Consider the following 25,289-nt stretch of genomic DNA (forward strand, 5'->3'; position numbering starts at 1 on the left):
GTCACTTGCTCCCTGCCATCGAAGACGGGGCCGTGCCAGGTGCGGCGGAAACCCCTTCGCCGTCGAGGGAAAATACGTAGAGCGTCGATCCGCGCGCGGGGAATCCGGGCCGACCTTTTTGCACCATTGCCGCCCCGCCGACGCCGCTCGCCACCGCGACATATTGCCGCCCGTCGGGGCCGAGATAGGTGATCGGCTGGCCGATCACGCCCGACGACAGTTTCTGCTGCCACAGGAGCTTGCCGCTTCGTGCGTCGAGCGCCTTGAACCAGCCATCGGTGGTACCGTAGAAAACAACGTCACCGGCAGTGACGATCGTGCCCGACATCACCATGAACTTTTCAGGGATGCGCCAGGCTGCCTTGCCCGCGACCGGATCCCAGGCCAGCAGCGCGCCCCAATCGCCGTCCTCGCCGTCGACCGAGTGGCGGGTCATCTCCATCCCGTCGTAGGGGGTGCCGGCGATATAACTGACCTTATGATCGGTCAGATCCATGCATATGTTGAAGATGCCGACATAAATCAGGCCGGTGCGGGGACTGAACGAGGGGGGCTCCCAATCTTTCTGGCCAATGTCGGGTGGGCAGATATGCTCGACCTTGCCTCCGACCTTCGCCTCCTTCTCCGGATTTATCCTGGGGCGCATCGTTTTCCAGTCGAACCCGGTCGACCAGTTCTGCGGCGCGAAATTGTCGGCCTTGAGTACCTCCCCGGATTTCCGGTCGAGCACATAGGCATATGTGTTGCGGTCGAAATGGACGATCGTCTTGCGCATTTTTCCCGCAATCGGGAGGTCGAGCAGCATCATCTCATTGACGCCGTCATAATCCCATTGGTCGTGGGGCGTGAACTGATAGGCCCAGACTGCTTCGCCGGTATCAGCATCTCTGGCGAACACGGAACTGGTCCAGAGATTGTCTCCCGGCCGCTGAGAAGGGACGCGGGGGCCCGGGTTGGAGGTGCCGTAATATATGAGGTTGAGATCCGGATCGTAGCTGATGAAGCCCCACACCGCCCCGGTCCCCTTCGGCGCGGCACCAGCCGGCCATGTCCGCAGGCCGAGGTCTTTGCCCCGATATTGCGGATAAAGCGGTTTGAAGCGCGGGCCGATCAAGGCGTCCTCGTCCGACCCCGTCGAGTAAGCCCGCCACAATTGCTTGCCAGTGTGAATGTCGAGCGCGGCGATCCAGCCCGAAACGCCCATCTCGCCGCCCGAATTGCCGACATAAACCTTGTCGCCGACCACGAATGCCGACATCGTCATGGTGACGCCCTTTGACACGTCGGCCATCGTCGTACGCCAGACTTCCTTGCCGGACTTGAGATCGACCGCGACGGTGTGCGCATCGAGCAGGTTGTAAATGAGCTTGCCGTCGCCGATCGCCCAACCGCGCAGCACCGCGTCGCAGCAGGCCTTGCCGATCGCCATCGGCGCGGGGTTCGGATCGAATTCCCATTTGATCGGGGCGCCCGGCCTGGCGAGGTCGAGCGCATAAGCGCGGTTGGGGAAGGGCGAGACGATATACATCGTTCCGCCGACAACCAGGGGCGCACCTTCGTGCCCGTATTGGGCGCCATCCGAGAACGTCCAGGCAGTCCTCAGCCGTGACACGTTGGTCGTGTTGATCTGGTTCAGGCCGCTGTAACGGCTGTTCGCATAGTCCCGTGCCTGGCTGGTCCAATCGGCGGAAGCAGCGTTGGGGGCAGGGTTGAACGTGCCGCGTCCGGCCGCGCGCCCCGAGGTCGCGAGCGAGGGATTAGCAGCCCTCCTTTGATCGGAGCAGCCCGTCAGCGTGAGCATGCAGGCTGCGATCAGGCCAAAGCCTCGACTTACATGGTCTTTCGCAAGAAAGTTCGAACCGATTCCCACGGCGTCCTCTCGAACTGGCAATGACCCCGATTGGATTAAGGGCCAGCAGACCAGATGGTTCCGCCGGACGATCATCGGATTTGTCTCGCCGCGGCGGGAAGGGCGGAGGGCCGCGCGGGGATAGGCGTCGCGGCAGCGAATTAGGCACTGAGCCATGGACCCTTGAAACGGGCGTTGCCGCGGCAAGTGTTGGCGCGCGCGTCGCGCCGTCAGCCCACTAAGCCGAGGCAGAGGGACCTATTTCCGCCCTCCCACGTTGAAATAGCGTATGACGCATTTCCACTCGCCGCCGGTTGCCGCTTCGATTTTCATTTTTTCCGCTCTCCTTCTGTCCGGAGCCAGCGACGATCGAGCGAGCGCAGCGACGGCTGCTCCCAGCCAGTCCGCCCGTGAGGATAGGGGCACGCCGATCCTGCCTCCCGGCGCGTTGCGCGCCGCGGTGACCGATGCCGCGACGCGGCAGTTCTACAGGTCGAACGGATGGCAACCGATCTGGTCCGATGCGGCCGCAGACGCGTTCACGCGCATTCTCGACGCGCGAAGTCGCCACGGGCTGGATCATCTCGATTTCGTCCAAATTCCGACGCGAGAGGTCAGCCCGGCATCGCGCGAAGCCGCGCTGACCGGCGCCGCGCTGCGCTATGCCGCAGCGCTGGCGCATGGCGTGACCGATCCATCGGACCTTCACGCAATCTACACCATCCCGCGGCCCGAGAGCGCCTTGGATGAGGCGCTCGCGCAGGCGGTCGCCAACGGAACGTTGGAAGCATGGTTCTCCGCGCTCGCTCCGCAAGATGACGATTATTTCCGCCTTTCCGAAGCCTATCTTCAAGCGCGCCAAGGCGCCGGTGATATCAATCCGCGTTTGGACGCTGCGGGCCTGATCCATGTCGGTGACACCGACAGCCGCGTCCCGGCAATCGTCGAACAGTTGATCGGCGGCGAATACCTGACCCGCGAGGCAGCCATGGTAGGGCAGTCGTCGGACATTTCCCTCTATACCCAGCAGGTCGCAGACGCTGTCGAGCTGTTGCAGCGCGACTACGGTATCGTCGCTGACGGCGTTGTCGGGCCCGATACGCTCGAAGTTCTCAATCTGCGCCCCGGCGACCGGGCGCGGGTTATCGCAGTCGCGCTGGAAAGGCTGCGCTGGCTGCCACGCACCCCGCCCGCAACCAGGATCGATGTGAATATTGCAGCCGCACGTCTTTCTTACTACCGCGATGGCCTACTCACCGACAGTCGCCGCGCAATCGTCGGCAAGCCGGGCACGGAAACGCCGCAACTGCTTGCACCGATTTTCCGGCTCGTCGCCAATCCAACCTGGACGATTCCAAAATCCATCCAGCACGGCGAGATGGCCGGCGTCAGTCGCAATTATCTGAGGCGGCACAATATGGTTCTCAGAAACGGGTGGATCGTACAGAAATCCGGACCGGGCAATGCATTGGGCCTCGTCAAGTTCGACATGGATGACACCTACGCCATCTATCTGCACGACACTTCCGCACCGCACCTGTTCTCGCGAAGCGAACGCCACCTGAGTCATGGCTGCGTCCGTGTCGAGGATGCATTGGGCTTTGCGCAAAAAATCGCGGAAGACGAAGGCGTGGGGGATCAGTGGCGGCAGGCTCGTGCGTCGGATAAACAGACATTCGTCACCTTGCCGCAGCAGATTCCCGTGCGCTTGATCTACCAGAACGTTTTCATCGATCACGACGGAAATGTCGCTTTCCGCACCGATCCCTATGACTGGAATACACCGGTTGCCAAGGCACTCGGATTCACGGTCGCATCACACGCCAAAGCCCAGGCGAAAGCGACGGATATCGGTCCGTAAGTTGCCGCTTGCCCGCAGGCCGCATGGCATTTCAGGGATGGTGCCAGTCTCTTCAAGACCAAGCGCGTAAGGCGCAAGCGATTGGGTGATGCTATGTCTGAGCTGTATGCCAACAGCAGATTTAGCACCGAGCCTCAGGCGACCGTCTAGCGCACACAGATATTGAAATGTGCGGCCGGGTCAGCCGCTCGACACGCTAGGACCTAGCTATCCAGGTGTTACGCGCACTCTCGTAGATGGATGAACAGCTCAGTCTTCTGTTTGGGAGACAGAGACGAAATCATGTTTCTCGCGAGTATCACTTCGCCGTCGGTTTGGTCGGATTGCTCCACTCTCAACTGAAGGCTGTGGTCCCTTGCCTTGCAACGGCCGCCCAGGGAATTGAAGATATCAATCCAATCGTCCGAATCAAATGATCCGACTCCTGGATTTCGATTGTCCGATTTATAAATTCCGTGTTCCAAAACTAAATTCTCCTTTGAGCGCGTGCAGTCTCCATGTTCTTCGAATAAAGTCCCCGCTTGTGACCTTGTAGCAAAAAAAATGTGGCCGATTGGGGGCGGAATGAAAATGATCAGAACGCGAACTGCGCTAGGGCATTGTGCAGGCGAATGATTGTCGATCACTCATGGTTGCATAGTTTCTCGACGGAGGCGGCGATGGAAAATGGATTTTCCTGCTTTTAATGCGTTTGACCTCGCCCGCACTGAATGGGCGCGCTGCAGCCCGTTCGGACTGCGTGCAAGCTAGCGCTGCCTGTCATCTCGCGCATTATGCCGTATAATTGCGAAGATAATGAGAAGGAAGGCTGCCAACCGAAGCAAATAGAGCCAGCTCCGCTCTTCGAGCGGCACGTTGCTCAAGGTCAGCAAAGTCTGATTGATGGCCAGCAAGAAGAAGCTGCCGGCGAATGCCAGGAACAGTTGTACGCGGCTCTTGCGCCAGAAGCTGAGCAAGATCAGTCCGGCCACGGCAAATCCCATCGACACCGCGCCGCCCAGAAAGTCCAGGAGCATGCTCACTCTCCATCCCAAATGAAGCCGATCAGAAGTACGCCAACTGCGGCCAGTGAGAGACCGAGCCGGATCAGCCGGAAATCAACCTGCGGAAAGACGAGTATGTCCAGGATGACAACTAGGTTTGCAGCGGCCAGCAGCGTGAAGCAGATGGCACTCCAAAGCAGAATTCTAGCCCGGTTGCGGAGGAACATGCGGCCCAGCAGCGCAGCGCACAGGCTGCTGGTGAGGAAGCAAAGAGTGTAGACCAATGTGGGAAAGAGATCGGCCATGGTCAGTCCTTGCGCAATCTGAACGCCTCGGAAAAGGCAGCGATACCGGGAGAGGTATGTGAGACAATTTTGCGCCGGACCTGGTTTGGTCTTCGCTCGTAAAGCGAAAGGGCTTCATCGACGAGCGAGGCCAGTTCAGCACTCGCCGGCCGGAAACGGATCTCACCGTCGTCGTCGATGACGACCAGAGCAACCGCCAGAAGCTGGTCGATGCTCTGGTCGACGACCGATCTGCTCGCCCGCAATCTCTCGATAAGCTGGTCTGCCGAATGTGGAAATTCCGCGTTAGCGACCACAAAGCGCAGCACTTCGATTGCCCAAACCGACCGGAATGTGCTGCCAATAAACTCAAGTACCTGTTCTTCGCCCGCCACCCCCGCGGAAAACCCCTTGCGCGCCGTGCCGACAATGGTCGGCACTCCGGCAAGCCCCAAACGTTTCAGTTGCATTGGGGTTCCCGTGGTTCCGCAAATCGGGTCCAGCCCGATCTTGCGATCTATCGGTTTGCAATCTGCTGTCCGGCCGCCGGAAGGCGATCCGCCGTCACGGCGAATGTTTCGACAGGTCGATATGGCGACCGGCAATTCGGCGCCTTCATCGTCAAGCCGGCCTTCATCGTCAAACCGATGGTGTGGCGCTGCAATTTCACCGACGACCGCCGCCAAGATGGTGAGGGCACCCGGGTTTCGAGAACAAGCTGGACCTTGTGCCGGGATTTTAGCTGCTCGCCTGGACAGAAACCCAGCCACCCGGATGCCCCTTCCGCAAGATGACCGGGTTCTCGTCGCTACCAAACTGACAAGCGCTGCTTCGTGAACGTCAATCGCATCCATTGTGGCAATAGTTGGCGCTTGTCGTGCTTGCTCGATCGTCTTGCATTTTCGGGGCTGGCAACTAGACATTGCGCCGCGCTCGAAAGGAGAGCGCCGAGGCGCGAATTTCCGCCCGAACCTGACACTCTCGCCGGGCGCGTGGTCCAGAGCCGACCGCCGGGTGGTCGACGCGAATGTCCAGGCGCGAATTCGTGCTAAAGGCGTTGATGCTGGTTCGCGCGCGGGGCATCGCCATCCGGTCCAGGCCGGCGTCTCGCAGGAGCGGCCCATGGCGACGAGCATCGCGCGCTGGCGCGTGGCCCGGGCAACCTCGTGCGTCTGAAGATCTGGCACAGCGTCGGGGCGGCCGTCGATGGCGTACCTTCTTCCGGCAGCGCCTGCGACACGGACCTCGCCTTGCTCTACGAGATCGAGGCGCCGCGGCTGCGGCGACGGCTCACGCGCTATTTCAGCACAGAGAAGGCAGCCGATCTCGTACAGTCCGCTTTCGTGCGCTTGCTTCGGCTTGGCAGCGAGCGCCTGGACGAGCTCGAAAATCCCCGCGGCTACCTGGCGCGCACGGCCGACAATCTTGCTCGCGATGAGGTGAAGTTTGCGGCCCGCCGCAACGAGAACAGGCATGTCGATGCCGATGATTGTGGGCTCGCAGGCCCGGATCCGCTCGCGTTGCTCGAAGCGCGCGATATGCTGCGGCGGATCGAGGTCGGCATTGGCGAACTGCCCGATCGGACGCGCGAGATATTCATGGCCCATCGCTTCGAGGAGTTGACCTATGCCGAGATCGCCCAGCGCATGGGCGTGAGTATGCGGACGGTCGAGAGGCACATTTCGATCGCTCTGTTTGAGCTTCATCGCTGCGCGGGTCGCGAGACGTGACGCCCGGCGACAGCAGTGGTGAGGGCAACGAGCGTTTTCTGGCCGCGAGCCGATGGTTCGCGCGCATGCGCGGTCCCGACGCTGAGCAAAGCCTCCCGGAGTTCGAGGACTGGTGCCGCAATCCCGCGAACCGGCAGACCTATGGCGAAATGGAGGCGATCTGGATGGCATCGGCATCGGCCCGTCCCGGGGCTGCGTCAGCCGGAAGGAATCGCATCCGGCCCGGACTCATCGCCGCCGGGATCGCCACTGCAGTGACGCTCGGGCTACTCGTTTACGGCCACCTCCGGCCAGGGATACCGGCTCCTACGCAGGTCTACGGCAGCGAGCGGGGCGTCATTCGCGAGGTCGCGCTCGCCGACGGCAGTCATGTGGTCCTCGACACCGCGAGCCAGGTCAGCGCCTCGTTCGATCACCTTGAGAGAAAGGTGGCCCTTCTTGCCGGTCGCGCGCGGTTCAAGGTAATGCACGATACCGCGCATCCGTTCGTGGTGACGGCAGCCGGACTTGCCGTCGTGGCGCGCGGTACCATCTTCGATGTCCGCATTGACGCTGGCCGCACCGAGGTCAGCCTTGTCGAAGGCGCCGTAGATCTCGAGAGCCGCGGTCAAGATGGGGCCTACCGGGTCGTTGGTCGGCTTCGTCCCGGCGAGACGGCCACCTTCGCCAGCGCCGACCTTCGCCCGCGAATTGCGCGGTTGCCGCAACAAAGCTGGACTGCCGGCATCATTGCGGCCGACGGAATGCGTTTGTCCGATCTCTTGAGCGAAGCGAACCGCTATAGCGCAGCCCCGATCCGCCTTGCCGACCCGAGTCTCGGCGACCTGACAATTTCGGGCGGCTTCCGCCCGGCCGATAGCGAGCAGCTGGCGCAGGCCCTCGCTTCCGCCCTGTCCCTGCGGGTCATGCACGGCGGCGACGGCGCCGTGACGCTTACCCGGACGCCGGAAACGCCGGTTGCCAGGGCCGAATGCCGGACTGCCAATTGTTTCGCGCGCTGAGGTTGGGCCGCTGCGGGAACCTGTGCCTCACAAGCGTTCGGCCTGTCCCGTCCGCATGATCAGCTCGGCGATGCGATCGGCGATAACGAGCGGCGGGAGCTTCGATCTCGCCGCTTCCTCGAGGATGATGCTCACGCGTGGACCGATGCCCGCCACCCTGCCGGCAACGACCGATCGGTCCTCGCGCATATATTCCGCCGCAGCGCTTACGATCCCGCCAGCGTTCGCGACGTAGTCGGGCACATAGGTGATGCCGCGGGCGGCCAGATCATGAGCGATGTCAGGGGCTGCCAGCTGGTTGTTGGCAGCGCCGCAGATCAGTCTCGCCCGCATCGCATTCGCGACCTTGCGGGTGATCGCCCCGCCGAGCGCGCAGGGCGCGAAGACATCGACATGCATCAGGGCGATGTCCGCTGTATCGGCAATGCCGGCGCCGAGTTCGTTCGCGAGCGCCTCGGCTCTCGGCCGATCGATGTCGGCGACGATCAGGCGGGCACCGGCTTCGACGAGGCGGCGACACAGCTCGGACCCGACATGGCCGAGACCCTGGACCGCTACCGTGCGCCCTTCAAGCTCGGATGACAGGACGCGCCGGCTGGCGGCCTGCATGGCATGGACCACGCCGAGCGCCGTCCAGCGCGAGGGATCTCCGCCCGCTAGCCTGCCATCGGCGGGCCGGCCGACGACGTGGCCCGTTCGCTGCGCGACGTGCTCCATGTCACTCACGCAGGTGCCAACATCCTGGGCCGTGATGTAGCGGCCGCCGAGCCGGTCGACCGCCTCGCCGAAGGCTTCGAACAGCGCGGCCTTGTCGTAATCTCCTTCCGGCCGCCGGATGACGGCCTTGGCACCGCCGAAGGGCAGAGCCGCCATGGCATTCTTGTAGCTCATGCCCTCGGCCAGCCGAACCGCGTCGGCAAAGGCCTCGTCGATCGTCGGATAGGGCCAGACGCGGCAGCCGCCGAGCGAAAGGCCGAGCAAGGCGGAATGGATGACGATCACGCCTTCGAGTTTCGCCTGGTGATTATGCAGGCGGATCACTTCGGCGGGCGGTTCTGCGATATTTCTTCGATCGGTCATGTGGGGCTCCTCATGTCCGTCGTTATCGGCGAGCGAGGCAGGAGAGACTTGATCGATATGTCGGGCCAAACAGGGATTATCGGATCGAATTGTCCCGGCACGGACGCTGGCGGGTCGAAATGACCGATCTCGATCCCTTCGAGCGGAAGATCATCCGCGAGCTGCAACGCGATTCGAGCCTGACTACGGCTGAGGTCGCCGAGCGCGTGGGCCTCTCGACTTCACCCTGCTGGCGCAGGATCGACCGCCTCGAGCGCGAAGGTTACATTCGCGGTCAGGTAGCGCTGGTCGACCGACGCAAGCTCGGTTTCAATGCCCACATCTTCGCGCAAGTGAAGCTCACCGCGCACGGCCGCGCCAATCTCGATCAATTTTGCGATGCGATCAGGGCTTTTCCCGAAGTGCTCGAGGCCTATGTCCTGCTCGGGACGATGGATTTCATGCTGCGGATCGTCGCGCGCGACATCGAAGCCTACGAGCGCTTCTTCTTCGATCGGCTCAGCAAGGTGCCGGGAGTGCAGGAAGTCCAGTCGAACGTCGCGCTTTCGGAAATCAAGGTGACCGGCGAACTGCCGATCGACTGACCCAGGTCCTGCCAGGAACGTCAGAGGGTCTGGCGCCTGACGAAAGCTTCGACCGCTTCGATCGGCGCTTCGACGATCTCGAGGCCATCGACTTGAGAGGCGGGCGAGCCCTCGCGCAGCTTTTCGACGAGCCTGTCGAGCTGGTCCGGCACGCCCGCCGCGTAGACCTCCACCCTGCCATCGGAGCGGTTGCGGACCCAGCCGGCGACACCGATCTCGCGCGCGCGGCTGACGGTCCACTCGCGAAAGAAGACGCCTTGAACCTGGCCCGTGATGAAGATCCTGTATGCGACCATGCCAGCTTCATGGCGTCACGAATGCGATTTTTCCAGTTCGCTCGGGTGGCGCTTCAACAGTTGCCGCCAGGTCTGTGACCGACGCTCCGAGCGCGGTCGCGCGTCCAGTGCCGCGCGGGGCGACGGTGGTCGCGACGGCGCCCGCCATTCCCATCCAGCCCTGTCTGAAAAAAGTTTGTGGGGGGACGGTTCCCTCCGTCGTCACCCGCAGACTGCCGCCTCGTCGCCAGGCGCAGAACAGGGAGAACGACATGATGAACCGTACTTCGCGCTGCCGGCTCAGGACAGCGGCAGGCCTTATCGCAGCCGCGGCGCTGGCGACCATATCGCCGGCTCGTGCCCAGCCGGCGATGCAGATCTACGATATACCGGCACAGCCGCTGGGCGATGCGCTCGCGGCAGCGGCCCAGCGCGCGGGAGTGGCGATCCTGGCCCCGACGCCGCTGGTGGCGGGCCGGCGGGCGCCGGCGCTCAAGGGTCAGTTCTCGCCCGAGGAGGCGATAAGGCAACTCCTCTCCGGCAGCGGTCTGGTTCTCGAGCGGGTCGGCGACAGCTATGTCGTGAAGCGGTCCGGTCGCAGCGAGATCGATCCCGCCGATACCGACACCGACATCGTCGTCACGGGCTCGCGCATCCGCGGCGCGCCGGTGGCCTCGACGCTCGTGCGCCTCAGCGCGGAGTCCATCCGCAATACCGGGCAGGCAACGGTAGCCGATGCGATGCGTTCGCTGCCGCAGAATTTCGGCGGTGGCCAGAATCCGGGCATGGGCTTCAACGTACCGGAGTCGAGCGGTAGTGACATCAGCGGCGGCTCGGCGATCAATCTCAGGGGCCTCGGCGCCGACGCGACCCTGACCTTGCTCAATGGCCACCGGCTGCCCTATTCGGCCCTGTCGCAGTCGATCGACATCTCGGCGATCCCGCTCGACACCGTCGATCGCATCGAGGTCGTCGCGGACGGGGCATCGGCGATCTATGGTTCGGATGCCGTGGCGGGCGTCGTCAACATCGTCCTGAAGCGCGACTTCGATGGTCTGCGGACGCGCGCGCGGATGGGCGCCTCGACCGACGGAGGCAACTTCCAACAGCAGTATTCCGTTGTTGGCGGCAAGGCCTGGGACTCGGGCGGTGTCCTGATCGCCTACGAATTCGCGCGCTCGACCCAGATCACGGCTGCCGATCGCGACTACGCGGCGACCAAGGTGCCCGGGGTCACCCTCTATCCCGCGCTCAAGCGCCACAGCGTGGTCGTCGCGGCGCATCAGGAGATCACGCCCGACATCACTTTCTCGATCGACGGCGTTTATGGTCGCCGCTGGAAGGAGGCGACCTATCCGCTCAATGCCGCCGGCAACCTGGCGGTCAGCAGGGTCGAGAACAATGCGCAGTCGCGCTCGTGGGTGATTGCCCCTTCGCTCCAGGCCCGCCTGGGATCCTGGCGGCTCGAGCTCGGTGGCGCCTATGGCAAGGACCGTGTCATCATCGGTCCCGACCAGTTCATTGGCACCCGCTTCATCGACGGCGGCGAAGCCTGCCTTTGCAACACCGGCCGGTCGGTCGAGTTTTCCGGCGACGGTCCGGTCTTCGCACTGCCGGGCGGGGATGCCCGGCTGGCGCTGGGGCTGGGCTGGCGCGACAATCGCATCAACCGCACGAGCCCGCTCAATCCGGTCCGCGCCTTCATCGGATCGCAGGACAGCAAATTCGCCTATGGCGAGGTGAACCTGCCTATCGTTTCGCCGAGCATGGCTCTCGCCGGTATCGATCGGCTGAACCTGAGCGCGGCGCTGCGTTACGAAAACTATCCCGGTCTCGGCGACGTCGCGACGCCCAAGGTCGGGCTGATCTATTCGCCCGTCTCCGGTTTCACACTTAAGGCATCCTGGGGCAAGTCGTTCCGCGCGCCGACCCTGGTCCAGCTTTATCAGAACGTCTCGACCTCGATCGACCCGCCGAGCGATTATGGCGGCACCGGCTTTCCCGCAGGATCGCAGGTGCTCTTCTTCAACGGCGGCAATGCCGCGCTGAAGCCGGAACGCGCGACCAGCTGGTCCGCCACCGCCGTGCTCGAGCCGCCGCCGATCCCCGGCCTGCGTCTCGAAGTGGGCCTATTCCATACCCGTTACCAGGATCGCATCGTCGCGCCGATTATCCTGTTTAACACGGCGCTGGTCGATCCGGCTGTCGCCGACCGGGTGACGCGGTCGCCGACCTTGCCCCAGATCAATGCCGTTCTTGCGCAAACCGATGATCTGACCAACTATACCGAGCAGCCCTTCGATCCTGCGAGGGTCGTCGCGCTTATCGACGACACCTACGTCAATGCCGCGCGCCAGACGATCAAGGGCGTCGATTTCCTCGTCGACTACCGCACCGGCCTTGGCGGCGGGACTCTGGCCCTGACCGCGAATGCCAGCCTGCTCGACAGCGAGCAGCTTAGAGGGGCAGGGCAGCCGGTTTCCGTGCTGGCCGGGACCATTTTCAATCCGCCGCATTTCCGGGCGCGCGCGAGCGCAACCTGGGCCAAAGGCCCGCTCAATCTCGCAGCGACCGTCAACCGCATCGGCGGCGTCGACGACGCCCGCTTTGCGACAGTGACGGCCATACCCGGAATGACGACTTTCGATCTCGCGCTTCGCCTGCAGCCATCGAAGGGCATCGCCAAGGGTTTCGACCTGCTGCTGTCGCTCGAGAACATGTTCAACGCCAAGCCGGCGGCGGTCCGCACGATCGGTTTTACCGAAACGCCCTACGATTCGACGAACTATTCGCCGTTCGGCCGCGTCGTCAGCCTGACCCTGGCAAAGACATGGTGACGGGCCAAGACAGGGTGACGGGCCAAGAAATGGTGAGGGCCCCAAACATGGTGAGAGGCGAAAGCACAGTGAGCGGCAGCATGGCAAGGCTGCTGCCGCGCTGGACCGCGCGGCTCACCCTCGTCCTGGGCGCATTTCCGCCTTCACCGGCCTGGGCTCGATGCGAGGATCTGATCCCGTCCCTCGCGGCTCAATCCCCGGCGTTGGCCTCCGCCGACCCCGCGCGCCGCGTAGCACCGGAAGATATCGTACGGCTGCGCGATATCGGCGAGCGCGATGCCGTGGGGCTGGGCAAGGGGCCGCTCGCCACGTCCCCCGACGGCCGGCGGCTCGCCTTCACTATCGCCCGCGCCGCGATTGCGACCAACGACTACTGCCGCGCGCTCGTCGTGCTCGATCTTGCACCGGGCGCCCGGCCGCAGGTCATCGATCGCGGCGGTGAATATATGAAGATCAGCGCACCGGTGCGCGGCCTCGTCGTCAGTCCTGGGCCGCCCGAAGCCGTGACGCCTGTCTGGTCGCCCGATGGGCGGGAGGTTGCCTATCGCAAGCGGATCGACGATCGGACGGAGGCCTGGGTGGCCCGTGCCGACGGGGCGGGGGCCCGCAAGGTCGCGCGGCTCGAAACCGACGTCGAGGACCTGGCCTGGAGCGAGGACGGAACTCGGCTTGTGCTGGCCTGGCGCCCAGGTCTTGCCGCACAGCGCGCTGCTCGCGCGCGGGAGGCCTTGTCGGGCTATCTTTACGATGACCGATTTCAGCCGGCCTACCAAATGGAGCCGCTGCCGACCGCGGCCCCTCTCGCGGCGGTGTCCGTCGACCTCGCCTCTGGCCTGACCCGCAAGCTTGATGACACCGAGGCCGCGCGGATCTTTCCGGACTACAGGCCCGGCGTTCCCGCCCCGCGCCAGGCTCTCTCACCGAGCGGACGGCGCGCGCAACTGGCGCCCGCCGCGGGCGGCAGACCCGGAGCGATGCGTGTTTCCGCCGAAGGATCCGATGGCCGCATGACCTTGTGCATGGCCGCAAGCTGCACGGGACGGATCACTACCCTGTTCTGGCAAGGGCAGGCGGTTGTCTTTGTCCGGCTCGAGGGCTGGGCGCTGGGCACCTATGCTCTCTATCGCTGGAAGCCGGGAAGCTCGGCGCCGCGGCGGATTCTCGCGGGCGAGGACCTGCTCTACGGATGCGTGCCGGGCGCGCGAGCCGTGATTTGCGGAATCGAGAACGCGACCAGTCCGCGGCGGATCGAGGCCATCGATCCATCGAGCGGTCGCCGGCAGGTCCTGTTCAACCCGAACCCGGAGTTTCGTGCCTTGCGGCTTGGCGCGGTGCGCCGGATCAAGCTACGAAGCAGTCTCGGCTTCGAGGCCTGGGCCGATCTCGTCCTGCCGCCCGGATATCGCGGCGGCCGAATACCGCTTGTCGTCGTTCAATACCGGAGCCGCGGCTTCCTGCGCGGCGGGGTCGGGGCCGACTATCCCATCCAGGCCATTGCGGCGCGCGGAATGGCCGTGCTCAGCTTCGAGCGCCCCGAAGGGCCCGGCGACACAAAGGCCAACGAGGCCGAAATGCTCGCTGCCAACACGCGGGGCTGGGCCGACCGCCGCTCGGTTCTCGACGCGCTCGAACGGGCCATCGACGAGGCCGTGCGGCTGGGAATCGCAGACCCCGAGCGCATCGGCATGACCGGGCTCAGCGACGGTGCGACGACCGCGGCTTTCGCGTTGATCAACTCGCGGATCAAGCTTGCGGCAGTGGCCATGAGCTCGTGCTGCATGGAGCGCGAATTCGTGTCGATCACCGGCGGTCCGCGGTTCGCCGAGGCCATGAAAGCGGAAGGCTACCCGCCGATCGGTCACGACGACCCAGCCTTCTGGGCGCCGATGTCGCTAGCGCAGAACGCAGAGCGGATCGATACGCCGATCCTCATGCAACTGGCGGATCGCGAATATACCAATGGTCTCGAGACCTGGACCGCTCTCGTTCAGGCCGGCAAGCCCGTCGAGATGATCGTCTATCCCGACGAGTACCATAACAAGTGGCAACCGGCGCATCTTTACGCGAACTACGTCCGCAGCCTCGACTGGTTCGACTTCTGGTTCTTCGGCAGGAAGGATCCCGAACCGGCAAAGGCCGCTCAGTATGCGCGTTGGGACGAGCTCAGGCGCCTCCGCGATCGGGCGAGGGGGAGGGGATCGTAACGTCCCGCAAGATTGGCGACCATGCCGGCGGCAACGGAGCGGAAGGATCGCCGGTGGCGGCCGAAGCCTAGAGCGAAGCTGCGGCGGAGGTGCTCCGGCAGGCCCGGGCCCAGGCCTCGACGTCGGCGATCCGCAGCACGCGGCTGTAGTCGTAGTCACGCAAGGCAAGGCCGGGAGCCAGGGCGGCCAGGATCGCCTCGCCGTCGAGCAATCCCGCTCGGTCGAGCTCGCCCCCGATGAGAAGGTCGGCAAGCCGCTTGCGATTGGCTTCGAAGACTTCGCCGAGGAATCCGTCGGGTGATCCTTTGTCGCGGCGCCAGACTATTTCTGGCGGCAGCAGCTCCGCGAAGGCTTGTCGCGCAAGAGCACGGTTGTGGCCGCCGTCGAACCAATGCCAGCTCGGCACCGACAGGCAGAATTCGACGAGGGGCTGTGCCATCAGCGGCGACCATTCGGCGACAGGGCCGTCGGCGATCTCGATCAGGTTTTCGACGACGATCATGTTGGCAATGTGCGTCGCCGCGCCTGGCAGTGCGCCGCGCGGCGTCTTGAGCCAGGGATGCGTCGGCTTGGCCGCGCGGGCGAGCGCATCGCGGCTGAGCAACCGGTCGTCAATGGGCCAGCGGTAGGCGCGGCGCCGAAGGAAAGCGCGGCGCCAGGCAAGGCCGAGAACCTGCGGCAGGCTAGCCCCGGTGAGCCGGGCCATGTCGATCGCGGTCTTGACCATGCCTTTCCCTGGTCCCTGCCGGAGCAGCCGGTCGGCCACGGGTGCCGCCGACTGCATCGAGCAGAACAGACTGTCGCCGCCGCTTCCGTCCACTACGTCGCCGGCACCCGTCGAAGCGGCCAGTCGGTGCTTAGCGGTGCGTGCCGGTTGGACGAAGGCGCGGGCCAGGGGCCGAGCAAGGCCAATGGCGTCGCAGCGTCCTATATCGACTTGGTCGACCTCGGGCTCGATCTCGAACAGCGGAACGCCGAGATGGGCCGCTACCCTTCGTGCGTAGCTGCGCTCGTCGCCATTGGCGTCCCCGTAGGGCAGGTTCAGGCAGGTAAGGCGAGGGCCGGCGCGTGTCAGGCAAGCCGCGAGAATCGAGGAATCGAGGCCGCCCGACAGCATCGCACCTATGGTGTCGCGATCGCGGACCTGCGCCGCGACACAGGACAAGGTGAGTTCGCGAAGCCGCGCGGCGAGGGTAGCCGCCGGCTCGTCGCGGGGTGCGCGGGCAAAGGACCAAGGGCTCCATGCTGGTTCGGTCCGGACTTCCTCCATGGTGACGACCATGCGGTTGCCCCACAGGAGCTCGTCGATTCCGCTGATGCAGGTTGTGGGCGCGCGAAGTCCGGTCGTGCGCAGGTGGCAGGCTACTTCGTGCCAGTCGGGCTGGTCGACGGCCACGCCGCAGCGTGCAAGCAGGTCGATGTCGGATGAAAGCAAGAGGAGACCGCGGTGCCGCGTGTGGCAACAGGCCAGGTCCGATAGCGGCGCTCTTAGAACGATGACTTCATGGTCGTTCGCGGCGAAGGCGATGTAGTCGCCCCAGAATTCGGTGATCAGCGCCTGACCGCGCGCCGCGGTCACGCGGCCGCTTTCGATCTCATCGAGCTCGACAATGCGGTCCATCGCTCCGCCCTGGCGAAAGATGGGACCAAGGATCGTCCCCCTGTCGCCCGGCAGCACGATCGGCGCCGGCCCTTGGGCGTAGACCTGGAGGCCAGCGGCGCAAAAGACCAGCCCAAGGCCCGCCTCCGCCATGATCGGCGCGACCGAGCGCTTGAAGCCGAAAGGATCGCGGAATGCCGCGACGGCAAGATAACGCGGAAGCCTCACAGCCGCCGGATCGGGGTATAGGAGCGCACGCGATCGAACCGGTCGTTGACCAGGTGTCCCTGGCATTCGACCCAGCAATGCGCCGCGAACGGACGCAGCTGCACGCCGAGAACGACATGGGCCGCGAAACCTTTGCGAGCGAGGTCGGTCGCCAGAACGAGGGAGTGGGGCAGGCACAGATTGTGCGCTCCTCGCAGCAGGCTGAACCAGTCATAGGCCGTCGCAGTTGCGCCCAGTTCTGCATTGTCCCGGGGCGGGGCTGCGCTGCCGCGCGCCGCGGCCAGTTCGCCTGCTGGTCCCGCTATACCGTGGCGGCTGAGCTTGGCGCGCATGACCGCAAAGGCCAAGGTCAGTCGCAGCAGTCGGCCGGCCGATGTCGATCCCCTGGAAAGATCGAGCAGGCTCGCCCTGGGCGTGTCGGACGCGCAGGCGAGAAGGGGCTGGCCGCCGGAATGGCCGTGTCCGGGTACGACTATGCCGAGCTTCTCGAACACCGCGCATGTTTGCGGGTCGGCAGCGCCAGAGATAACAGCCGCGAAATCGCCGGCGAGCTCATGGCCAAGGCTGAAATAGCGATCTTGCGCCAGGTCGAGGAAGACGAACTCGCCTTGGATACGGCAAAATGAAATGTCGGGGTGAAGTGGCATCGAAGCTGAACCCTTGCGAGCTTGCCCGGACGTCGTCGCTGCCTTTGCGGCCGGCTATTCGTTTGGTCGCAACTGGCGACACGAGGTCCGATCGACGGCGGCGGAAGGCGCGCGGCCGACCGGCCGCGCGCCCCGACACCGATCAGTCGTCGGTCATGCCCTGCGGGATGAGATTGAAGCCCTGGTCGGTCTTCTGGCCGAGGACCCCCTTGGTTTCGGCGCTGGCCGTGCCGAGTTCGATCACTTCGGCGGTGTCATGTTCACGTTCCATGTCGACTTCCTTTCGCATGCCGCGAGATGCGGCATGGAAAGACTGGACCCTTGTCCGGACTATAGAAATTTAATAGTTGAAAAATATAGATAATATACTCCGCTACTGCTTTGCGTCCGGCGCCGGAGCGATCATCCGCGCGACTATCGCGGATACGCTACGTTGCCGTCGGCGGTGGTAGCGTGCGATCGCCGCGCGCAGATCTGACAGGCAGCCAAGCGACCAGGCCGTCGTGATCGTGGTCAACTCCTCGACCATCCCGGACAAGACCTGGACTTCCGCCAGGCGTGCCAGATGCAGGCGGTCGCTGGCCTCACCGATCGCATGGCGATGCTCGCCGTTGCCGAAAGCGGCGGCCATCGCCGCGAAGATCGATCTTGCGCCGTCTTCCGGGGCGGTCACCGGGGACGGAAGCGCGCCGCTCTTCCGATCGAGGCTCTTGCCGCGAAGGACAATGACCAGCAGGTCGCCGTTCCACGCATAGAGATCGCGCAGGCCGCTTTCGGTCGGTGTCGGCACCTTGAAGCCCTCGCGCGGCCAGGCCTCTATCAGGCGCTGGGCGTAGAGCTGGTGCAGTGCGTCGCGAACCGGCGTTGTGCTCGCATGGAGATCGGCGGCCAGTCGCGCCGGATCGAGATGTTCCCCCGGCCGCCGCTCGCCGGTCATGACCTGCCTCTTGACGAGATCGTAGATCCGGTCGGTTGTCTGACCGGGGCTCATGGTAACGGCGGACCTTGCCGCGCCCGCTCGCGCGCGGCGTGCTGTGCCACCATGGCTTGCTGCTCGGGCATCAGCGCGTCGGTTGCCGCGACGGGTGTGCCCGGGTCCCCGCCGAGCAGCCGCGAGGGGCATTGGCCGTCGACGTTGCCGAGGTTCGGACGGTGCTGCCGATAGCCGGCCAATGCGGCGAGGTTCGGCGAAAAATGGCGCGCCGCCTCGGGCGGATAGGCGAGCCAGAGGTTCTCGTAGGGCTTGAGCCACCCCAGTGAATAGCCGGCGACGATGCCCCTTCGCGGAGCGGTACTGCGGTTCGCGCCCGCGGCATGAAGCGAGGAACCGAGAAACAGGATCGCGTCGCCCGGATCGCATTGCGCAACATGGCCTGCCCTGTCGTAGGGCTCGGCCAGAGCGGCAGCGCCATGCGACTGCGGCCAGATGACGGTCGCGCCGTTCTCTTCGCGAAACGGCGTCAGCGGCCACATGACGTTGAGCAGGTATTCGATTTCCCCCTTGGGGCCGTGCCACATGTCCTGATCGCGGTGCGGAACCTGGGCGATCTCGCCGGGGTGGATCTCGATGGCCTGCATGACGTTCAGCTGGATCGTGTCGCAATAGGGCCCCAGCAGCGCGCGGGCGATCGCGAGGATCGCCGGGTGTTCGGCGAGCAGCGGCGCCACCGCGGCGCGCATCAGCAGCCGGCCGAACCGCTTGGTGCGCTCCCCGTAGAAATCGCCCCGGCTGAACGGCGTGTCGAGGAAACGCTCGGCGACCTCGCGATCGAGATCCAACATGGTTTCGCGCGGGAGAAGACCCGGGACGATGCAGTATCCGTTTCGGTTCAGTTGCTCGAGCCAGCTGGCCGCTTCCGGCCCTGCGGCGAAGTCGGCGCTGTCGCCCGCGTTGACGGCTGCGTTGACGGCCGCCTTGCCCGCCGTGCCGAGGGCCGCGCTCATGCCCGCAGCTCCGGCGCCATGCCCGAGGGCTGCCAGGCCGGTACCGTCCAGATGCCGCCGGCGGCGAGCAGCTCGGGCGTCTCGTGGTCGATCTCGATCCGCATGGCCACCAGCGTCCGGCCTTCGACGATCCGCGGCAGACCGAGCAGCGCGCAGCGCCAGCCGAAGTTGGCGATCTGCCGGAACCAGCCGATCTCGGCCACGCCGGTGTAGGCTGTAATGCCGTGCTCGATCGCGTAGGCGGTCAGAGCTGTCACCAAGCGGTCGCGCGCATGCCGGCGCTCGGCCGCGCGCAGCGAGCGATCGAGGCAAAAGCGCGTGATCTCGAGAATGTTAGCTCCGCTCGGCACCTCGCCGTCGACGAGGTCGGGATAGAGCTCGCCGAGAATGTGCGGACCGACCGTCTTGAGCAGCCTTGAAGAGGCGAAATGGCCGCCATTGCCATCGGAAATAATGAGATAGGTCGCTTCGCGGTCGTCGAATTGATCGAGTTCCCAGGTACCTGCCAGAACCGGTATGTCCCATTTCAGCAGGTCGACAAAAACATGTTTGCGAGCTTCGAACATGGCGCGAAGCACCGCGCCCTCCGCTTCGCTCATGTGATCGAGGGTATGAATCATAGTGCGCGCTCCCGGTCTGGTTGGACCGGGAAAATTGAACAGAATGGGAGCGCCTGCGGTATCCCTCGGCCTAGGGAGAAAATGCGGAATTTTGCGGCCGAAGGACGCCTGGTGGCCGAACAGTCTATCCGTAGGCCGCGCGTGGCGGCATGTCATCGAAGCACAGATCGCCCATTTTGAGCGAGCCGACGACCAGTTCGCAGCGCGAACCGACCCCCAGTTTCGCGCGCGCCTCGCGCAGATGCTCCATGACGCTTTGCACTCCGATGCCGAGGCGCAGCGCGATTTCCGGATTGCTGAGGCCCTGTCCTGCCAGGGCAATGCACTGCCTCTGACGCTTGCTGAGCCGCGGCAGCGGGTCTCCCGCAGCCCGCCGCTGGAGCCAGCGCATGCGATCGAAAGCGAAAGCCCCGATCGACTGCGCCAGGAGCAGCGTACCGCGCGGCAGCTTGGCGCCGGATTCCGCGACGAAGCTGCAGGATCCGCGCGCCTCGCCCGGGACATGCACCGGGACTGTGACGCCGTCGCCAAGTCCGATCTGCTTGCCAAGCCCCAGCACGTGGCGATCGGCACCATTGATCTGGATGATATCGGGTACATCGTTCCAGAAAAACCCGCTGGCCATGCGGTGGCTGGCGCGGTGGATCGGATCGCTGAGCCCGAGACTGCGCTGATCGTACCACGCCTCCCAGCCGTCCGGATAGTTGTGGATTCGCAGGGCTCTCGGTGCGGCTACGAAGTCGACGTGGTGAGACAAGGCAAAGTAACGTGCACCCAGCCATTCGCTGGCTTCGGCCAAGGCATCGTACAGAGCGTCCGTCGACATGACGCTGGATATTCGGCTCGCCAAGTCCATGGCGGCAGACAACTTTTCCATGACAGTACATTCGGCCGATCCGCGCCCGCTCTCGAGCCGAGCATGTGACCGGCCTCCTTTCACGTCAGGTCCCACCGGGCGGTCCAGCGCCGCGGACTAGGAAGGTTGGTGGTGCGACCCTGTTTTGCTTTGAGAGTTATAGACCTCCGCGCGAAGAACCAGGAAGCCCCAAGAATAAGGCTCGCAAAGTCTGTCGCGCAACTATATTTGGAAAATATCTGGAGGATATCGGATGGCCCTGGACGGGAGTTCGAGACTACCTTCGCGGGCACGCATTCGACTTGCTGCGCCCGCCGCTTACCGCTTGTCCCTATGCCTCGGCGCCGCGAGGGCTTTGTTTCACGAAGCGGGGCGCATTGTCGGCGGTCACCACCTGGCTGCTCGAATATGAGCCTCCACCGTGTGATTGAGCAATTCGCGAACCGATCGCGCCGTTGTTCGAATACCATCGATCTGTTTGCCCTGATCGAAGCCGCAGCCCGGGAAATACGTTTCCCGCGAGTCGCCCTGGCTCATGGAATGGCATTTCGCCGACCAGGCCGGCACCTCATCCGCATGGATAACTACGGAGATTGGGCCGATCTTTTCGTCGAGCGCCAATACTATCTTGCCGATCCGGCCACGCTCGCCGGGCTGCAGACCAGTTCAGCCTTTGCTTGGGGGCAAATTCCGCAATTGCTGACGCTGACGCGGCAGCAACGCAGAATTCTTGAGGAAGCCCAGCGGTTCGGTCTGCATTCCGGTTACACGATCCCGATCGGCGTGATCGGGGAGCCGCATGGTTCCTGCTCGTTCGTCGCCGCCGGTCCCGACCTGCCGTCGAAGTGGCATTGCCGCGCCGCCGCGTTGATCGGCGCCGATGCCTTCGGGGAGGCCCGGCGGCTGCATGGCCTTCCCGGACGCGCCAAACAGCTGCCCCGGCTCAGCGACAGAAAGCTCCAATGCCTCGAACTCCTGGCGATCGGCAAGACCGATGTCGAAATCGCCATCATCCTCGGGATAAAGGAGACGACCGTTCGGACCTACATGGCCCAGCTGCGCCAGGACTTCGGCGTCGTGAGCCGGACCCAGCTAGCGGTCGAAGCCCTGCGCTTCGGTCTGATCGACTACGGTGACGCAATTCCTCAAGGTTGAGGATGCCGGCGCAGAACGGCAGCTGCTCATCTCGCGCGACCACAGAATGGGGCGCGACATGACGCAGGGCATCCAAGGTTTCGCTGCACCCCATTCCTGTCGGGACCGTCGGGGTTCGGCTGCAAGTATCGCCGGACTTGGCCGAGCCGCGGTGGCAAACGGAACCGGGATCTAGCGGTCACCTGGTCTCTGTTGCCGGCCCAAAGCCGTGGATGCAGGGGCACCGCTGGCCGACTGGCGATCCGGTCAAGACTATGCGGCGCTCGCCCAGGGCGATCGGCGCACTTTTGCCTGGGAGTGGCTGCGCCGCTCGGCCGCCTATTGCCAGGCTTGCCAGGAAGCATGTCAGTCGGGGAGCGCCGCCGCCGGATTCGGGCTCCATCGGTTGGAGCCAGCCACTGGTGATATTTCGGCTGCGCGGCCGGTCTGGCGCGCGCAGGTCGACCCCCATGTCGCGGTTGCCGCGGCGATTCCGGGCACAGACGATAACGACACTTTCGATTTTGCGCGTCTCGCGGCTTTCGCCAAATGTGTGGGCGGACCGGGCGGAGCCGAGCATTGGCTGTGGTCGAGCGGCGCGCGGCAGATCCGCCTCGATGTCGTCGCCGGAACCTTGCACGCTGGACCTGTCCGGCTCGACTACCGCCTGAGCGGGTTCGGGTCGGCCCTGCCGGCCATGGCCGCGATCGCGCGGCTCATCGCGCTCGCGCGCACCGGCTCCTTTGCCGCGGGACTGTTTCCAACGGAGCGCCGCGCGCATCGCTGGGCACTGGTCCTGCGAACCCATGACGCCCTGGTGGCCGGCGCCTCGCAGCGCGAAATCGCCGAGCATCTTTTCGGGCTCGGAAAACTCCCGCGCTGGCGCATCGAGGCGCCGTCCTGGCGGCAGCGTGCTCAGCGCCTGGTCGTCGCTGCCCGGCAAGCCGCCGGGATCGAGCCGTACCGGTGGCTCGATGGCACATGGCCGTGATGGGCCGATGCGGCCAGCATGCGGGAAATGATCTTCGCCCGGTGCCGGCGAAGCTGGCAGGGTACTGGCGCCGGAAGCGAAGGCGGGCGTCTCGAACGGGTCCGATCCTGGTGTCCTTTGGTCGTACTTTCGACACTTCTGGCAGAGGCACCTGGATGGAGTCCGGCGCCTCGCGTGGGTGCCTGGATGCAGGCGGAGCGCGGAATATGCAGTGCGCACTCCGGCGGCCTGCTTTGCCAGGCCTCCAGGGGGCGCAAGCCGTTGTTTTGCCCGCGCGGCACTCTTGGGCGCGCCCATGCACGGCGGCGGCTGGCCCACAGGCCCGCGCGCACGCCGCCGTGCTTCGGCACGCATCCAAGGGTGCGTTTTCGTTGCGCCTGCGGCGGTGCATCCTGCTCGGCACCCAAGCGACCACGCCCTACGCCGCCGGACGCTCATGCGTCCGGCTCTACCGAGCCCCTCGCGGGTCTCGGCCTGTCGGTAACGGTCCTGTGGCGCAGGCCGGACCCTGACGGCTCCGGGAAAAGGACGCCGCGCCGAGCGGCGCGGCGGCGTTGTTGTCGGCCTCTCCCTCGGACGCGGGTCTGGGCGGCGCTCCCGGCTAGGCCCGCCGCGGACCGCCGCAACCCTGCGCTGACGCTCCGGGTGCTCCACTGCGTTTCGCCCGCCACCCATCGCGCGTCCCGCGCGACGGGACCCTGAGCGGTGCGGCGCTCCGCTCCTTCGGGCCTCTCTGGTCGCTCGGTGCCGCCCACCCCCACGTCCGGGGGAGGCCCATGGTTTTTAGAAGGGCTGGTTTTGGGGCGGGTTTGGAGGACAGCTATGCGCCAGTATTCTCAGGGTAGCGCCCGGCAGACGGGTTCGAGGGGAGCGCCTGCCAGCGCTCCTGCCGCCGCCGGCGGCATCGATCGGGTCAATCTCTACGACGAAGTGACGCGCCGGATCATCGCTGAGATGGAGCAGGGCCGGGTGCCCTGGGTCCAGCCATGGGGCAGCGGCAAAGCAGGTAGCGGCTACGGCGATGGCGGTGGAGGCGGGGGTGGCAGCGGAGGCGGGGGCCGTATCGGGGCCCCAGCCGGACCCGGCCTGCCGCGCAATGCGCTGACGGGGCGGCCTTATTCGGGCATCAACGTGTTGATCCTGTGGGGCGCGGTCATCGAACAGGGCTGGCCGTCGCAAGCGTGGCTGACCTTCAAGCAGGCACGCGATGCCGGCGGCTGCGTCCGCAAGGGCGAGCATGGCACGAGCGTGGTCTATGCCGACCGCTTCACGCCCGAAGCGGAGAAAGAGCGGGCGCGGGCGGACGGCGGCGAGGCCAAGGCCATTCCTTTCCTCAAGCGGTTCACCGTGTTCAACGTCGCCCAGTGCGAGGGGCTGCGCGCCGATTTCCTGAACGCGCTGGCCGCCGATACTGTGCCGCTGCCCGAATGTGAGATCGTGCCCGTCGCCGAGCAGGTCATTGCCGCCTCGGGCGTCGATTTCCGCGTCGGCGGCGCCAAGGCCTTCTATGTCCCTTCCGCCGACTATGTGCAGGTCCCGCCGCAACCGGCCTTTTTCGCGCAAATCAACTATTATCGCACCTGCCTGCACGAACTGACCCACGCCACGGGCCATGCTTCGCGGCTCGCGCGCAACCTGACCAATCCGTTCGGTTCCAAGGACTACGCGCGCGAGGAATTGATTGCCGAGATGGGTTCGGCCTTCCTCTGCGCCGCGCTCGGCATCGTGCCGACCGTGCGCCATGCCGACTACCTCGGCGCATGGCTCGAAGTCCTGCGCGAAGACAACCGCGCGATCTTCCGCGCGGCGAGCGCGGCGAGCAAGGCCGCCGACTGGTTGCTGGCCCGCCATGCCGAGTTCGAGCGGGGTGGCGTTGCGGCCGGGGCCGCTGGCGAGGAAGGCCCAGACGGCCCAGACGGCCCAGACCGCCCAGACCGCGATGCGCGCCGAGGCCGCCCCGACGGTGATGACACAGCCGGCGAGAGGCACGGAGGCGGCGCGCAAGGCGGTTATGGGCGAGCCGGCGACGGGCAAGCCGGCGACGGCCACGACGATGGCGCGCCGGGTGGCGGATTGCTTGGCAGGCCAGTTGGCGAAGACCGGGAGCTGGCCGCATGATCGACCTTGCCCCCCCATCTTCGCTTCGCCTTGCGCGCGAACGACATCGAACGCCGCGCTGCCATGCGCGACGACAAATCCGCGCCCGACCCGCTGCCCGTGGTAAAGCTGTTCAATCCGCTGGGCGCGGCGACATGGCTGGCGACCGAACTGGCCGAGGACGGCGATACGCTGTTCGGTCTTGCCGATCTGGGTTTCGGCTGTCCCGAGCTGGGCTCGTTCAGCCTTTCCGAAATCGCCGATGTCCGCTTGCCGTTCGGGCTGCGGATCGAGCGCGACCTGCTGTTCTGCACCGACCGGCCGCTCAGCGCATGGGCCGCCATGGCCCGCCGCATGGGCTCGCTGCTCCAGGCCGAATTCGAATTCCGCCGCGCGGCGGTCATCAAGCTTCGCCCAGGCAAGTAATATTGGGCGGATGACGCGGGCGGCCGTTCGCCGTCCATCAAAAGCCGGTCCGCCGAAA

Annotated in this window: 22 protein-coding genes and 1 pseudogene; 10 read left to right on the plus strand and 13 right to left on the minus strand. The window is 65.1% G+C overall.

What is annotated here, in order from left to right; translation table 11 throughout:
- Position 1: 1 nt before the first annotated feature.
- Positions 2–1,801 carry a PQQ-dependent dehydrogenase, methanol/ethanol family gene (locus tag KRR38_RS27775; protein WP_217406632.1) on the minus strand — a complete coding sequence of 600 codons (1,800 nt, stop codon included), beginning with the start codon at positions 1,799–1,801 and terminating at the stop codon, positions 2–4.
- A gap of 337 nt (positions 1,802–2,138) precedes the next feature.
- Between KRR38_RS27775 and KRR38_RS27780 the strand changes: the two genes are divergently transcribed.
- Complete coding sequence (locus tag KRR38_RS27780) at positions 2,139–3,710, plus strand: L,D-transpeptidase family protein (protein WP_217406633.1); 1,572 nt, start codon at positions 2,139–2,141, stop codon at positions 3,708–3,710.
- A 746-nt stretch (positions 3,711–4,456) separates the two neighbouring features.
- On the opposite strand, the gene KRR38_RS27785 is transcribed toward KRR38_RS27780, so the two are convergent.
- Genes KRR38_RS27785 through KRR38_RS27795 form a run of 3 tightly spaced genes read right to left on the minus strand, consistent with a single transcriptional unit; the run spans position 4,457 to position 5,663 of the window.
- Positions 4,457–4,726 (minus strand): DUF5985 family protein, encoded by a 270-nt coding sequence (locus KRR38_RS27785; protein WP_254515011.1) that lies wholly within the window; start codon positions 4,724–4,726, stop codon positions 4,457–4,459.
- Between the two features lie 2 nt (positions 4,727–4,728).
- Entirely contained in the window at positions 4,729–4,998 is a 270-nt protein-coding gene (locus tag KRR38_RS27790; RefSeq protein WP_217406635.1) for a DUF5985 family protein, read from the minus strand.
- A 2-nt stretch (positions 4,999–5,000) separates the two neighbouring features.
- Entirely contained in the window at positions 5,001–5,663 is a 663-nt protein-coding gene (locus tag KRR38_RS27795) for a hypothetical protein (protein WP_217406636.1), read from the minus strand.
- Positions 5,664–6,143: 480 nt separating this feature from the next.
- Between KRR38_RS27795 and KRR38_RS27800 the strand changes: the two genes are divergently transcribed.
- Both KRR38_RS27800 and KRR38_RS27805 read left to right on the plus strand, forming a co-directional pair.
- On the plus strand, positions 6,144–6,707 hold the full coding sequence (locus KRR38_RS27800; RefSeq protein ID WP_217406637.1) for an RNA polymerase sigma factor: 564 nt from the start codon (positions 6,144–6,146) through the stop codon (positions 6,705–6,707).
- Complete coding sequence (locus tag KRR38_RS27805; RefSeq protein WP_217406638.1) at positions 6,704–7,708, plus strand: FecR domain-containing protein; 1,005 nt, start codon at positions 6,704–6,706, stop codon at positions 7,706–7,708. Before KRR38_RS27800 ends, KRR38_RS27805 begins: the two co-directional genes overlap by 4 nt.
- Before the next feature lie 27 nt (positions 7,709–7,735).
- Here the strand turns inward: KRR38_RS27805 and KRR38_RS27810 are convergent, their stop codons facing one another.
- On the minus strand, positions 7,736–8,788 hold the full coding sequence (locus tag KRR38_RS27810; RefSeq protein WP_217406639.1) for a Glu/Leu/Phe/Val dehydrogenase dimerization domain-containing protein: 1,053 nt from the start codon (positions 8,786–8,788) through the stop codon (positions 7,736–7,738).
- 119 nt (positions 8,789–8,907) lie between these two features.
- Between KRR38_RS27810 and KRR38_RS27815 the strand changes: the two genes are divergently transcribed.
- On the plus strand, positions 8,908–9,372 hold the full coding sequence (locus KRR38_RS27815) for an Lrp/AsnC family transcriptional regulator (protein ID WP_217406640.1): 465 nt from the start codon (positions 8,908–8,910) through the stop codon (positions 9,370–9,372).
- A gap of 20 nt (positions 9,373–9,392) precedes the next feature.
- On the opposite strand, the gene KRR38_RS27820 is transcribed toward KRR38_RS27815, so the two are convergent.
- Complete coding sequence (locus KRR38_RS27820; RefSeq protein WP_217406641.1) at positions 9,393–9,668, minus strand: acylphosphatase; 276 nt, start codon at positions 9,666–9,668, stop codon at positions 9,393–9,395.
- 251 nt (positions 9,669–9,919) lie between these two features.
- Here KRR38_RS27820 and KRR38_RS27825 point away from each other — a divergent pair, with 251 nt between their 5' ends.
- Positions 9,920–12,484: a TonB-dependent receptor gene (locus tag KRR38_RS27825; protein WP_217406642.1), complete on the plus strand. Its 2,565-nt coding sequence runs from the start codon at positions 9,920–9,922 to the stop codon at positions 12,482–12,484.
- Positions 12,485–12,552: 68 nt separating this feature from the next.
- Positions 12,553–14,688, plus strand: a complete 2,136-nt coding sequence (locus tag KRR38_RS27830) for an Atxe2 family lasso peptide isopeptidase (RefSeq protein ID WP_217406643.1) — start codon at positions 12,553–12,555, stop codon at positions 14,686–14,688.
- Between the two features lie 67 nt (positions 14,689–14,755).
- On the opposite strand, the gene KRR38_RS27835 is transcribed toward KRR38_RS27830, so the two are convergent.
- From KRR38_RS27835 to KRR38_RS27865, 7 genes are all read right to left on the minus strand, one after another.
- Positions 14,756–16,516 (minus strand): asparagine synthase C-terminal domain-containing protein, encoded by a 1,761-nt coding sequence (locus KRR38_RS27835; RefSeq protein ID WP_217406644.1) that lies wholly within the window; start codon positions 16,514–16,516, stop codon positions 14,756–14,758.
- Positions 16,513–17,163, minus strand: coding sequence for a lasso peptide biosynthesis B2 protein (locus KRR38_RS27840; protein ID WP_217406645.1), 651 nt, complete (start codon positions 17,161–17,163; stop codon positions 16,513–16,515). Before KRR38_RS27840 ends, KRR38_RS27835 begins: the two co-directional genes overlap by 4 nt.
- A 142-nt stretch (positions 17,164–17,305) precedes the next feature.
- A complete protein-coding gene (locus KRR38_RS27845; protein WP_217406646.1) occupies positions 17,306–17,434 on the minus strand; it encodes a benenodin family lasso peptide in 129 nt (42 codons plus the stop codon).
- Between the two features lie 102 nt (positions 17,435–17,536).
- Positions 17,537–18,154 (minus strand): GntR family transcriptional regulator, encoded by a 618-nt coding sequence (locus KRR38_RS27850; protein WP_217406647.1) that lies wholly within the window; start codon positions 18,152–18,154, stop codon positions 17,537–17,539.
- Positions 18,151–19,107 carry a phytanoyl-CoA dioxygenase family protein gene (locus KRR38_RS27855; RefSeq protein WP_217406648.1) on the minus strand — a complete coding sequence of 319 codons (957 nt, stop codon included), beginning with the start codon at positions 19,105–19,107 and terminating at the stop codon, positions 18,151–18,153. Before KRR38_RS27855 ends, KRR38_RS27850 begins: the two co-directional genes overlap by 4 nt.
- Positions 19,104–19,727: an acyl-homoserine-lactone synthase gene (locus tag KRR38_RS27860; protein ID WP_217406649.1), complete on the minus strand. Its 624-nt coding sequence runs from the start codon at positions 19,725–19,727 to the stop codon at positions 19,104–19,106. The genes KRR38_RS27855 and KRR38_RS27860 overlap by 4 nt, the downstream gene beginning before the upstream one ends.
- A gap of 124 nt (positions 19,728–19,851) precedes the next feature.
- Positions 19,852–20,553 carry a LuxR family transcriptional regulator gene (locus tag KRR38_RS27865; protein ID WP_217406650.1) on the minus strand — a complete coding sequence of 234 codons (702 nt, stop codon included), beginning with the start codon at positions 20,551–20,553 and terminating at the stop codon, positions 19,852–19,854.
- A 438-nt stretch (positions 20,554–20,991) separates the two neighbouring features.
- On the opposite strand from KRR38_RS27865, the gene KRR38_RS27870 reads away from it, so the two are divergent.
- The 4 genes and pseudogenes from KRR38_RS27870 (at position 20,992) to KRR38_RS27885 (ending at position 25,231) form a co-directional block, all read left to right on the plus strand.
- Positions 20,992–21,738: a LuxR family transcriptional regulator gene (locus tag KRR38_RS27870; RefSeq protein ID WP_254515728.1), complete on the plus strand. Its 747-nt coding sequence runs from the start codon at positions 20,992–20,994 to the stop codon at positions 21,736–21,738.
- Positions 21,739–21,946: 208 nt separating this feature from the next.
- A complete protein-coding gene (locus KRR38_RS37525) occupies positions 21,947–22,708 on the plus strand; it encodes a transcriptional regulator domain-containing protein (RefSeq protein WP_217406652.1) in 762 nt (253 codons plus the stop codon).
- A gap of 822 nt (positions 22,709–23,530) precedes the next feature.
- Positions 23,531–24,589: pseudogene (locus KRR38_RS27880) on the plus strand (ArdC family protein); the annotation flags it as partial.
- Between the two features lie 243 nt (positions 24,590–24,832).
- Complete coding sequence (locus tag KRR38_RS27885; protein ID WP_217406653.1) at positions 24,833–25,231, plus strand: DUF2958 domain-containing protein; 399 nt, start codon at positions 24,833–24,835, stop codon at positions 25,229–25,231.
- The last annotated feature ends 58 nt before the right edge of the window (positions 25,232–25,289 follow it).

It is taken from the genome of Novosphingobium sp. G106 (assembly GCF_019075875.1).
Lineage (GTDB): Bacteria > Pseudomonadota > Alphaproteobacteria > Sphingomonadales > Sphingomonadaceae > Novosphingobium.